Origin of the sequence: uncultured Flavobacterium sp. (assembly GCF_963974175.1) — a bacterium.
Taxonomy (GTDB): Bacteria; Bacteroidota; Bacteroidia; order Flavobacteriales; family Flavobacteriaceae; genus Flavobacterium.
On the sequence record NZ_CAXBBR010000002.1, the window covers coordinates 135,249 to 146,991 of the forward strand.

Here is an 11,743-nt window from a genome sequence, read left to right on the forward strand (position 1 = left end):
TTTCAATCAAAAAGATATTTATTGTAATACCCATGGCTCTTTTGTAAGATAAATACAGTGAAGAAAGCATGGGTTTTATTTGTTTAAAGATAACAAAATATACAAGTTATGGTATTAAAGCGAGTTGTTGTGACGGGTTTAGGTGCTCTTACTCCTATTGGAAATAATATTCAAGAATATTGGAATGCTCTTATTAACGGTGTTAGTGGAGCTGCCCCGATAACTTATTTTGATTCTGCTAAATTTAGAACTCATTTTGCATGCGAACTAAAGAACTTTAATGCTGAAGATTTTTTAGACAGAAAAGAAGCCAGAAAAATGGACCGTTATGCACAATATGCAATGGTAGCTTCGGAAGAAGCTGTAACTGACGCTGGATTCGATTTCGAGAAACTAGACAAGGATAGAGCAGGAGTAATTTGGGGATCAGGAATTGGTGGATTGGAAACTTTCCAAATAGAAATGTTGAACTTTGCTGCTGGTGACGGTACGCCAAAATTCAATCCTTTCTTTATTCCAAAAATGATTTCAGATATTGCTTGTGGTCATATTTCAATAAAATATGGTTTCAGAGGCCCTAATTTTGCTACTGTTTCCGCTTGTGCCTCTTCTACAAATGCAATTATTGACGCATTTAATTATATTAGATTAGGTCATGCAGATGTTATGGTAACCGGAGGATCTGAAGCTGCAGTAACAATAGCAGGTATGGGTGGATTTAACGCCATGCATGCATTATCTACAAGAAATGACGACCCAACAACGGCTTCCAGACCAATGGATAAAGACAGAGATGGCTTTGTTTTAGGAGAAGGTGCCGGAGCATTAATTCTTGAAGAGTACGAACATGCAATTGCTCGTGGCGCAACTATTTACTGCGAAATTGGTGGTGGAGGTATGTCAGCTGATGCTTATCATATTACAGCTCCACATCCTGATGGTTTAGGTGCGAAAAATGTAATGTTAAATTGCCTTAGAGATGCAGGATTGAAACCAACAGATGTTGACGGAGTTAACATGCACGGTACTTCTACTCCTCTGGGAGATTTAGCAGAATCTAAAGCAATCACGCATGTTTTTGGTGAACATGCTTACACAATGAATTTAAATTCGACAAAATCAATGACAGGTCACCTTTTAGGTGCTGCCGGAGCTGTAGAAACTATATCCTCAATTCTTTCTATGAAATACGGAATAGTGCCTCCAACAATAAATCATTTTACTGATGATGAAAATATTGATTCTAAACTGAACTTCACTTTTAATGTTGCACAAAAAAGAGAAATGAATGTTGTCATGAGTAATACGTTTGGTTTTGGTGGACACAACGCTTGTGTGTTAGTTAAAAAATTAGACTTCTAATTTAAATGAGTATACTAAAAAAAATATTTACAAAATCCCGTTCTCTAAATTTAGAAGACGGGATTTTTTTTGATTCTATCCAGGCTATTTTAGGTTTCGCCCCTAAAAACTTAGACCACTACAAGAAAGCATTTACACATCGTTCCACCAGTAAGCTTAATTCAGAAGGTCACCCCATTAATTACGAACGATTGGAATTCTTAGGAGACGCCATGTTAAGCTCTGTAATTGCGGCTCATCTATTTAACAAAGCACCACATGGAGATGAAGGCTATCTAACAAAAATGCGTTCTAAAATTGTCAGCAGAGAGCATTTGAATGAATTAGGAAAAGATTTAAATCTAATTCGTTTTATCGAAAGTAAAGTGCCAGTACAACATTTTGGCGAAAACATCCACGGCAATATTTTTGAATCTTTAATAGGTGCCATTTACCTAGACAGAGGTTATATCTATTGTGAAAAATTTATTCAGAAAAGAGTAATCATCCCTTATGTGGATATTTCTCGATTAGAAGGAAAAGTAATCAGTTACAAAAGTCTAGTTATCGAATGGTGTCAAAAAGAGAAAAAAGTATTTCATTATGACATCTATGAAGACAACGGAATAGACGGAACACGTTTCTTTGGTGTAAAATTAAGCATCGATGGAAAAGTAATTGCAAAGGCAAGAGCTACCTCAAAAAAGAAAGCAGAAGAAAAAGCATCTCAACGCACCTATTTTGCATTACAAGAAAAAATGGACAAGAAATAATATTATATTCATCAAAACTACATCGTTTTCGTTCATAAATTAACGAAATCATTACATTTTCTGCTCTTTAACTTCATTAGAAATAGTATATTTACATCATTATTTTTAATGAATATGGCAATTCATAAACTCGATCTTGGCGAATTTGACGAAATAGATTATTATTTAATTGCTATACATACTTCATTGGAAGATTATCGGTTAGCATATTTCATCAATCAAAAACTTGCTATAAATTTAGCAAAAAGTAAAGAGGAAGTGCAAATCAATATAAAAGAAGGGGAAACTAATTTTGCCCGCTTTTATCATTATGATTCTGAGAATGTAGTTTCTTGGAATTTAATTCAAAATAAAAACGAAGTACTCCAAGAAAAAAAGGATGCTAGCCAAAATTTATTTTCAAATACGACACTGGAAATTTCTACAAAAGTGTACTTACTTCCAGAATTTAAAAAAGCAGATTATTTTTTAAAAATCGAAAACACAGAAGACACCATGAACGTGTCTAAAATAAAAACAATATTAAATACCATTGATAGCATATCTGCAGTATACACCGTAGATACAAATCAAATAAAATCAAAAAACAATTTAATTTTTTAATACAAATGATTCCAAACAAAAAAACCAAAATTGTAGCCACATTAGGACCTGCATGTAGTACAAGAGAGATTATTAAGGACATGATAGACGCAGGTGTAAATGTGTTTAGAGTAAACTTTTCTCACGCTGATTATGAAGATGTCAAAGAAAAGATGAAAATCATTAGAGATCTTAATGATGAGTATGGATATACTACAGCAATACTTGGCGACTTACAAGGTCCAAAACTTCGCGTAGGTGTAATGAATGAAGGAGTTGTCGTAAATGACGGTGATTTAATTACGTTTACAACTGCAGAAGATATTCTTGGAACAGCTCAAAAAGTGTTCATGAAATATAAAAACTTTCCAAACGATGTTAATCCGGGAGAAAGAATTTTATTAGATGACGGGAAACTAATTTTTGAAATTGTTGAAACAGACAAAAATACAGAAGTAGTTGCAAGAGTAATACAAGGTGGTGAATTGAAATCTAAAAAAGGAGTTAACCTTCCTAATACAAAAATATCTCTTCCTGCAATGACAGAAAAAGATATTGCCGATGCTATTTTTGCTATTGGACAAAAAGTAGACTGGATTGCACTTTCTTTTGTAAAAACGCCTCAAGATTTAAAAGATTTACAAAATCTGATTGCTGAACATTCTGACTATAAAATTCCGATCGTTGCGAAAATAGAAATGCCGGAAGCATTAGAAAACATAGATAAGATTGTTGCTTATTGTGATGCCTTGATGGTAGCACGTGGTGACCTTGGAGTTGAACTTCCTGCACATGAAGTACCATTAGTGCAAAAAGAATTGATTCGTAAAGCAAAAATGGCAAGAATTCCAGTTATTGTTGCTACTCAAATGATGGAGACAATGATCACTAGTTTAACTCCTACAAGAGCTGAAGTAAATGACGTTGCTAACTCTGTAATGGACGGTGCGGATGCTGTAATGCTTTCTGGTGAAACTGCTACAGGTAATTACCCAGTACAAGTAATTGAGAAAATGACACAGATTATTAAAGCTGTTGAGAATTCTCCGTTAATTCAAGTACCTCAAAACACACCACAAATTAAAACAAAACGTTTTATCACTAAAACAATTTGTCGTCATGCTGCAATTATGGCTGATGCTATTAAAGCAAAAGCAATTTGTACTTTGACAAATAGTGGTTATACTGCATTTCAAATATCTGCATGGAGACCATCAGCACATATTTTAGTATTTACATCAAACAAACGAATCGTTACGCAACTAAGTTTGTTGTGGGGAGTAAAATCATATTACTACGATAAAATCGTAAGTACTGATGATACGGTAACTGATGTTAATGAAATTGCAAGAGAAAAAGGATATGTAACTAAAGGAGATTTCCTGATCAACTTAGCTGCAATGCCTATTAAAGAAAAAGGAATGGTAAATACTATGAGAGTTTCGGAAATAGAGTAATTTAAATACTCCTAAATCAAAAACCGTCTTGTCAGAAATTAAACAAGACGGTTTTTTTGTGCTTAATTTTATTTTAATTTATCTTTGAAAAAATAAATTTTATTTAACATGAATTTCAAATCGAAAAACCCTTTTTTAACTAATAAATCTTTTTCAGTCACAACGGCATCTGGAAAAGAACAGGTACACCACGCCACTGTTATAGAATACGATCAAGAGATGACCTTGTCTGGCACAATCAATAAAACATTACTTTTATTTTTATTACTTATTGCCTCCGCCATGGTGATTTGGTGGATGGCTTTTAATGGCACAAACCCTATCGTACCCGCAATTGGTGGTGCTATAGCAGGATTAATTTTAGTAGTTATTGCCGCTTTCAAACCACAATACTCACCCTATTTAGCTCCTGGATATGCCTTATTTGAAGGTCTATTCATTGGCGGAATTTCTGCTATTTTTGAAGCTAAATATCCCGGGATTGTAATACAAGCTGTTGGAGCCACATTTGTAACATTTGCAGTTTGCTTAGGACTGTACAGATTCAAAATCGTTAAAGTAACTGAACAATTCAAATCAGTTGTTATAGCAGCTACACTAGCCATAGTTACTTACTACCTTATCTCATGGATTGTTTCTATGTTTACCAGCTTTCAGCCAGTTCACCACGGTAATTCGATGATGAGTATTGGTATTAGTGTATTTGTAATTATTATCGCCGCTTTAAACTTGTTTTTAGATTTTGACAGAATTGAAAAAGGAGTACAAGAAAAAATGCCAAAATACATGGAGTGGTTTGGCGCAATGGGCTTGATGATTACTCTTGTATGGTTGTATATTGAGTTTTTGAGATTGCTTTCTAAGCTTTCAAGTAAAGATTAATTCTAGATTTTATAAAACATAAAAAAGCCCTTTTTCAAATAAAAAGGGCTTTTTTTATGCTGCTTTTTCAAAGGCAATAAAATGAGATAACTCCCCTTTTCTATTAAATACTGGAAACCCTTTAATTAGACAAAGATAAGTATCCCCATTCTTTTTATAATTCAAAACTGTTTTCTCGAAAGGCTCTTGCAATTGGATGGCTTTTCTAATTTCATTAGAAGTTAGTGAATTAGTAGCAGACCCGTGAAACATTTTTGGGCTCCTACCCATAACCTCTTCTTCTCTATAACCATTCATTTTAGTAAGGTTATGCGAAGCAAAAACAATCTCTAATTTAGTGTCAGTAACAATAATTACTTCCTCTTTTAGCTTGTTTTTGAAATCCCAATCATTTACTACCCATTTACTACTGCTTGCAATTAGACTTAATTTATTACAATCGACATAAATGCTTTTTACTTCATTTATGGATTCCCTGTGAAAACTCCACGACAAAGTGGGTGTAATCATTATATCAAGACTATCATGATGCTTAGCAAATGCACTATCGTATTGTTTAAAATCTAACATAGCGTTTATTTTTTAACAAATATAATTTTAAATAAAAATATAAAATAATATTTCCCGCGGTTTAACTCTTGTTTAAGCTGATTAAGTGTAGCTTAAAAACTGAATTTTAACTGAACCACTACCGCTTTCCTAACTTCTGTATTTAAATTACTCAAGGATATTCCTAATAGCCGAACCGAATCTTTCATGCGTTCTTGATATAAAAGCTCTTTTACCGTTTCTAAAATCAATCCTTTGTCAGCAATAAAATAAGCCAAAGTTTTACTTCTGGTTTGCTGGGTAAAATCACTGTATTTTATTTTCAAAGTAACCGTTTTGCCAGAAACATTATGTTTTTTAAGCCTTCTCTCTAAAGTATTTGCAATATTCTCCAATTGCTCCATCATAAATATCTCCGATGAAAGATTAATATCAAAAGTATGTTCTGCAGCAACCGATTTTGTAATTCGATCCGATTTCACCTCGCTATTATGAATTCCCCGGACGACATTGTAATAGAAGCCTCCTGATTTTCCAAAATGTTTCTCTAGGAATTCCAATGATTTACTTTTTAACTCAACTCCGGTAAATATTCCCAATTGATACATTTTTTCAGTAGTTACTTTCCCAACTCCATAAAATTTCCGAATAGGTAATCCTTCTATGAATGCAATTACATCCTCTGGATTTACTGTTTTTTGACCATTGGGCTTGTTGTAATCACTAGCGATTTTAGCAACAAATTTGTTGATTGAAATTCCCGCGGACGCGGTTAGCCCTACTTCATTAAAAATACGCAATCTAATTTCTTCTGCAAGGAGGCTAGCACTGGGATTTCCTTTTTTATTTTGAGTAACGTCTAAATACGCTTCGTCCAGTGAAAGTGGCTCCACTAAATCAGTATACTCTCTAAAAATTTTATGAATCTTACTCGAAATCTCTTTATACCTATCAAATCGCGGACTGACAAAAATAATTTCAGGACAATTTTTCTTTGCCACTACTCCACTAATAGCACTTCTCACACCGAATTTTCGAGCCTCATAACTTGCCGCCGCAACAACCCCCCGATTTTCAGAACCACCTACAGCAACAGGCTTCCCTCGTAATGAAGGATTATCCATTTGTTCCACAGAAGCATAGAAAGCGTCCATGTCGATGTGTATAATTTTTCTATTTGGGATACATTCGGGCATGATACAAATTTAAATAGCTTTTCTATGAAAACATTCTATTGGAGTATAAATATTTGATACATTTGAATTCCGGATAGCCCAGACGGTAATGACATCTTTGCACTAAAAACAAATACACTTTTATATGATAGAAATAGAACGAAAATTTTTAGTTACATCAGACACTTATAAAAAAGAAGCTTTTTCTCAAAAACGCATTAAACAGGGTTATTTAAGCTCCGTTCCTGAACGGACTGTTCGTGTTAGGACAAAAGGAGACAAAGCCTTTATAACGATAAAAGGAGTTTCAAACGAGACAGGTATGTCCCGTTTTGAGTGGGAAAAAGAAATTCCCGTAGACGAAGCAAACAAACTATTGTTACTCTGTGAGAAAGGGGTCATTGATAAAACTCGCTTTGAGGTAAAAACAGGAAATCACATCTATGAAATAGACGAATTTTATGGCGAAAACAAAGGACTAGTTGTTGCCGAAATCGAGCTTCACTCTGAAGATGAAACTTTTGAAAAACCAAATTGGCTGGGAAAAGAAGTGACAAATGACAATCGGTATTACAATTCCAATTTAAGCATTAATCCTTTTACAAGCTGGCGCTAATTATTTTTTAAAAACTTCAATCGTAACAATCATAACTCCAACACCTTTATTTTTTGCTATTTCCATAAAAGCTATTTTAGAAAGATCAATTTCTCTAGATCTCACAAAAGGCCCTCTATCAGTAACCTCTACAATAACAGACTGTCCATTTGCTTGATTTGTAACTCTTAATTTAGTTCCAAATGGAAATTTTTTATGAGCTGCAGTATATTTATGCATGTCAAATATTGCTCCACTTGCAGTTCTCCTACCATGAAATTTATCAGCATAATACGAGGCGTGGGCATCTTTTTTGTACATAACCAATTCTCCCATCTTATCTTCTACTGTATCTTTTTTAATTTCTTGCACTTGCGGAAGAACTAGTACCTTCGTCTTTTTGACAGTGTCTTTAGGTACTACTGTAGACTTTTGAATTACAGATTTTTGAGTTGACGATTTTTGATTATTTATAATTTGGCTTTGACTACTCACCAATGCAACAATGGCAAATAAAAAAAGGACTGTTATTGATTTTCTCATTATTAACTTTTTAGTTCGACTCTTTTTAAACAAAAACCATACCTTGATAAAAAAAGCCCTATAAATAGGACTTTTTTTGTTTTTTTTATAACCACATTGACCATGGAATTCTACTCAATATAAGCAATAATCCTAATCCGTAAAAAATAGAAAAAGTCTTAAATTTAGATTCAGATGTTGTCAATTTTTTATGTTTTGACCACCCTATAGTAATTAATGTAATAGCAATTATATTAATTAACGGATGCTCTAAAGAAGTTAATCGCAATGCTTTATCAGACATTTGTCCCAATGAAGCAAAACCAAACGGAGAAACAAAATACAAAATTAATCCAATTAATAATTGAGTATGCGTTCCAATCAATCCGAAAATCGCAATTTTTCTATCCCTAGCAGTAAATTCTTTTTTGGAAAACATCCCCATTAAAGCATTTACAACTGCGACAACTAATAATACAAGAGCGATATAAGCCCATCCAGAATGAAATTCCTTTAAAAATTCGTACATATAATATATTTTTTGAAGTTCAAATATAAACAAAAAAGGCCAAAAAAAACCCTCATTTCTAATTGAAATGAGGGTTTTTTAAAGTTAACAGATATTAGTTAAAAGTATAACGAACTCCTGTTTGTATTTGCCATCTTGATGAATTAAGACCTACATCATCAATTTGGTTAATATTATTTCCAATCTTAGGATCAAAACTAAATGTTGGCGAAGTCGTTCCAGTCAAGAAGCCTTCTTGTTTAAGCAACTGTACTTGGTCATTACTTGTGAAATATCTTTTACCCCAGTCTTTGTTCAAAAGGTTTGTAAAGTTAAAAATATCAGCTGAAAATTCCAATGTATGTTTCTTTTTTCCTGAAGTGATAATGAACTCCTGTGCGAATTTTAAATCTACAATGTGTGATGTTTTTAAACGATCACCATTACGCTCAGCATAAGTACCTTTTCTACTTCTTAAATACTCATTACCTTCAATCAATGCGCTAAGAGCATCCCATTGTGCTTGAGGCGACAATGTATTTGCAGTAGTAGAAACTAAGTTAATTTCACTTTGACTAGCAGGAACGTAAATCAATGCTGAGTTAGAGAACGTATCTTGTAACAAACGACCAGCATCATTATACACATAACTAATTGGAGTTCCTTGAGCTCCTTCATAGAAAAACCCTAATCTACTTTTAGTAAATTTACTCCATTTGAAAGTTGCATTACCATTAGAGATAATTCTTCTACCTTGATCAAAATCTGATCTAGAAAGCGCTAATGAATTTGCACCATTAACCGTTTCAGTATTGTTCCACTGAGAACTATTTTGAGAAGAAGTTGCATCTAGTAAAACTGTTGATTTACCATAAGAGTAAGTTCCAGAAATATTAGCATCAATAAAATCAGATTTGAAATTTTTAGTCAATGTAAAAGAGATATTATGAGCTTTACCTTCATCTGTATTTGAAGCTAAATAAACACCTAAATAAGTAGGGTCTACTCTTGAGTTTCCATTGTAACGTGGTCTACTATCAGCTCCTGAAAGTCTGCTTGAAGCATCTTTGATATTTAAGTTTTCATACTTAACTGCACTAAGGTTATCATTATAAGTGATCTCAGATGTGAAAACAAAACCTAATGGTAATTTTTGATCTACTGCAAAACTTGCTTTAAATACCTGAGGTAATTTAAAATCTTTTGCAAATAAATCTATATTACCACCTTTCCCCCCAGAACCTGGACGTGGATATGATGCAGGAAGTGGTGCAATTTGACTAGCAACACTAGGATTTGGATTAAAAACCGGCGTTTGAGTAGCATTAGTAATAGAAATAGCACCTTGAGTAATACCATTATTATTATAAGTTCCTCCTGGCCATACTAAAGGCAACCTAGAAGTAAACACTCCTAATCCACCTCTAAACTGAGTTGACTTTTTACCGTTCACATCATAATTAAAACCTAAACGTGGCGCAATGTGAGCAGTGCTTGTAATACCTTGACCCACAAGCGCTCCTTTTAAATCTTTACCAGCAGCTACTAATAAACCAATTGTTCTATTATTAAAATCAGGATTTACTAAACCATCTTCCCAAACAGGAACATCTACCCTAACTCCGTATGAAAGTTTGAAATTATCATTTAACCTCATTTCATTTTGAACATAAAATCCAAATTGTTTAGTGCTAAATTCAGCAGCTCCTAAAGATGCATCACCTTCACCACCAATCAAAGAGTAGTTCATCTGAAATCTATTCGGTCTTTTATCTAGCAAGAAATCATCTAAACTATTGTATCTGTATGAACCGAAGTTATTACCAAAAAACACATTACGTGAAGATGAAAATTCATTATGAGTTCCAATAGTTATTGTACTTTTTCCAGCATTAATTTCAAAATTGTCAGAAACTGTCAATACTTTTTGACTTAAAAAATTGGCAGTAGAAAAACCTTCTGCTCCAAAATAAATACTTTGTGAAGAACCATCAAAAATTTGAACAGTTGGGAACGGATCTCCAGCTGCACCTCTGTCATCAACTACCTTTGTATAGGCTACAACTAAATTATTTGAAAATTTATTTCCAAATCTTGAGTTCAATTCTAAAGCAGTTGAATTAGTTGTTGAATTAAACAACTGGCTACCATTAATAAAACTTATTGCCGAAGCAGAAGATCTACTTGGTGAAAAATTCTCTGCTTTTACATAACTATGTTTTAAAGATAGTTTATGTTTGTCACTGATGTTCCAATCGATCTTACCAATCAATTTATCACTTACAAGAGTTCTTACGTTATTTTCAAAAGAACCTGGATCATATCCATAAGTAGCAAGTTTAGCTCTTAATTCTCCTAATCTACTTGCAGAAAGACCTGTGTAATTAGCTATATCGAAAGGCTGAGGAGTTTCATTATCTTGTTTTTCATAGTTAATGAAATAAAATAATTTATCATTTACAATAGATCCACCAGCTCTTATTCCGTACGTTTTTGCGGAGAAATCAGCTAATTTTGTTCTTGGATTTGTACCCGCTAAAGAAGGAGGCGTTTTTGCCGCTAAATCTTGGTTTCTATTTAAATAATAAGCAGAACCTTCAAAATTGTTAGTTCCTGAACGAGTAATCGCGCTAATGGCCCCACCTGCAAAACCAGATAATTTCACATCATAAGGAGCAACACTCACTTGAAATTGTTCAATTGCATCAACTGATATTGGGCTAACTCCAGTTTGCCCACCATTTGTTCCATTTGCAGCTAAACCGAAAACATCGTTACTTACAGCTCCATCAATGTAAATAGCATTGAATCTATTATTTTGACCACCTATTGAAAGAACATCATCACCACGTAATTGAGCTTGTGGAGTTAATCTAGCAAAATCTGCAATATTTCTTGAAAGAGAAGGTAATGATTTAATTTTATCTGAATCAATTACTGTCTGAGCACCTGTTCTTTTTGAATTAAATGTATTGTTTTTAAGCCCCTTAACTACAACTTCATTAAGTTCGCTAGCTTCATCAGCTAAAACTATTTTGAAGTTTTTTGAATCCCCTAATTGAAGAAAAACATTACTATCTTCAAATGCTCTAAATCCTACAAAAGTAACAACTACCTTGTAAGGACCTCCAACTCTCATGTTAGAAATTCTAAAATTACCGTTAGTATCAGTCGTAGCTGTATAACGAGTTCCTGATGATACATGAGTTGCAAGCACCGATGCTCCAGGCAAAGATTCTGACTCACTGTCGTAAACCACCCCATTGATAGAAGAAGTTGTATTACCTTGAGCATAAATACTAGTCCCCGCACCTATAAATGCAACCAGTATTAAAAATAACTTCAATAATTTTTTCATG

Annotated in this window: 11 protein-coding genes; 6 read left to right on the forward strand and 5 right to left on the reverse strand. The window is 33.5% G+C overall.

Annotated features, from left to right (window positions below; all coding sequences use genetic code 11):
* Nucleotides 1-108: 108 nt before the first annotated feature.
* From fabF to AAC069_RS03540, 5 genes are all read left to right on the forward strand, one after another.
* Complete coding sequence (gene fabF, locus AAC069_RS03520; protein WP_091091094.1) at nt 109-1,362, forward strand: beta-ketoacyl-ACP synthase II; 1,254 nt, start codon at nt 109-111, stop codon at nt 1,360-1,362.
* A 5-nt stretch (nt 1,363-1,367) separates the two neighbouring features.
* Nucleotides 1,368-2,114: a ribonuclease III gene (gene rnc / locus AAC069_RS03525; protein ID WP_339919121.1), complete on the forward strand. Its 747-nt coding sequence runs from the start codon at nt 1,368-1,370 to the stop codon at nt 2,112-2,114.
* A gap of 114 nt (nt 2,115-2,228) precedes the next feature.
* Nucleotides 2,229-2,717 carry an IPExxxVDY family protein gene (locus tag AAC069_RS03530; RefSeq protein WP_339919122.1) on the forward strand — a complete coding sequence of 163 codons (489 nt, stop codon included), beginning with the start codon at nt 2,229-2,231 and terminating at the stop codon, nt 2,715-2,717.
* A 5-nt stretch (nt 2,718-2,722) separates the two neighbouring features.
* On the forward strand, nt 2,723-4,153 hold the full coding sequence (gene pyk / locus AAC069_RS03535; RefSeq protein WP_339919123.1) for a pyruvate kinase: 1,431 nt from the start codon (nt 2,723-2,725) through the stop codon (nt 4,151-4,153).
* Nucleotides 4,154-4,261: 108 nt separating this feature from the next.
* The gene (locus AAC069_RS03540; RefSeq protein WP_339919124.1) at nt 4,262-5,035 is read left to right on the forward strand and encodes a Bax inhibitor-1/YccA family protein; all 774 of its coding nucleotides are present in this window, start codon (nt 4,262-4,264) and stop codon (nt 5,033-5,035) included.
* A 54-nt stretch (nt 5,036-5,089) separates the two neighbouring features.
* Here AAC069_RS03540 and AAC069_RS03545 read toward each other — a convergent pair whose 3' ends face one another.
* Both AAC069_RS03545 and dinB read right to left on the reverse strand, forming a co-directional pair.
* Nucleotides 5,090-5,605, reverse strand: a complete 516-nt coding sequence (locus AAC069_RS03545) for a PAS domain-containing protein (protein WP_339919125.1) — start codon at nt 5,603-5,605, stop codon at nt 5,090-5,092.
* Nucleotides 5,606-5,697: 92 nt separating this feature from the next.
* Nucleotides 5,698-6,780: a DNA polymerase IV gene (gene dinB, locus AAC069_RS03550; protein ID WP_339919126.1), complete on the reverse strand. Its 1,083-nt coding sequence runs from the start codon at nt 6,778-6,780 to the stop codon at nt 5,698-5,700.
* Between the two features lie 124 nt (nt 6,781-6,904).
* On the opposite strand from dinB, the gene AAC069_RS03555 reads away from it, so the two are divergent.
* Entirely contained in the window at nt 6,905-7,375 is a 471-nt protein-coding gene (locus AAC069_RS03555; protein ID WP_339919127.1) for a CYTH domain-containing protein, read from the forward strand.
* Here AAC069_RS03555 and AAC069_RS03560 read toward each other — a convergent pair whose 3' ends face one another.
* The 3 genes from AAC069_RS03560 to AAC069_RS03570 all read right to left on the reverse strand — a co-directional run bounded on the left by AAC069_RS03560 (nt 7,376) and on the right by AAC069_RS03570 (nt 11,742).
* Nucleotides 7,376-7,897, reverse strand: a complete 522-nt coding sequence (locus AAC069_RS03560) for a septal ring lytic transglycosylase RlpA family protein (protein ID WP_339919128.1) — start codon at nt 7,895-7,897, stop codon at nt 7,376-7,378.
* A gap of 85 nt (nt 7,898-7,982) precedes the next feature.
* The gene (locus AAC069_RS03565; RefSeq protein ID WP_339919129.1) at nt 7,983-8,405 is read right to left on the reverse strand and encodes a hypothetical protein; all 423 of its coding nucleotides are present in this window, start codon (nt 8,403-8,405) and stop codon (nt 7,983-7,985) included.
* Between the two features lie 94 nt (nt 8,406-8,499).
* Nucleotides 8,500-11,742: a carboxypeptidase regulatory-like domain-containing protein gene (locus tag AAC069_RS03570; protein ID WP_339919131.1), complete on the reverse strand. Its 3,243-nt coding sequence runs from the start codon at nt 11,740-11,742 to the stop codon at nt 8,500-8,502.
* Between the last annotated feature and the right edge of the window lies 1 nt (nt 11,743).

Bases quoted from the DNA above. Each gene is read 5' to 3' on its own strand.
- fabF (WP_091091094.1), top strand. From the start codon at position 109: ATGGTATTAAAGCGAGTTGTTGTGACGGGTTTAGGTGCTCTTACTCCT.
- rnc (WP_339919121.1), top strand. From the start codon at position 1,368: ATGAGTATACTAAAAAAAATATTTACAAAATCCCGTTCTCTAAATTTA.
- AAC069_RS03530 (WP_339919122.1), top strand. From the start codon at position 2,229: ATGGCAATTCATAAACTCGATCTTGGCGAATTTGACGAAATAGATTAT.
- pyk (WP_339919123.1), top strand. From the start codon at position 2,723: ATGATTCCAAACAAAAAAACCAAAATTGTAGCCACATTAGGACCTGCA.
- AAC069_RS03540 (WP_339919124.1), top strand. From the start codon at position 4,262: ATGAATTTCAAATCGAAAAACCCTTTTTTAACTAATAAATCTTTTTCA.
- AAC069_RS03545 (WP_339919125.1), bottom strand. From the start codon at position 5,605: ATGTTAGATTTTAAACAATACGATAGTGCATTTGCTAAGCATCATGAT.
- dinB (WP_339919126.1), bottom strand. From the start codon at position 6,780: ATGCCCGAATGTATCCCAAATAGAAAAATTATACACATCGACATGGAC.
- AAC069_RS03555 (WP_339919127.1), top strand. From the start codon at position 6,905: ATGATAGAAATAGAACGAAAATTTTTAGTTACATCAGACACTTATAAA.
- AAC069_RS03560 (WP_339919128.1), bottom strand. From the start codon at position 7,897: ATGAGAAAATCAATAACAGTCCTTTTTTTATTTGCCATTGTTGCATTG.
- AAC069_RS03565 (WP_339919129.1), bottom strand. From the start codon at position 8,405: ATGTACGAATTTTTAAAGGAATTTCATTCTGGATGGGCTTATATCGCT.
- AAC069_RS03570 (WP_339919131.1), bottom strand. From the start codon at position 11,742: ATGAAAAAATTATTGAAGTTATTTTTAATACTGGTTGCATTTATAGGT.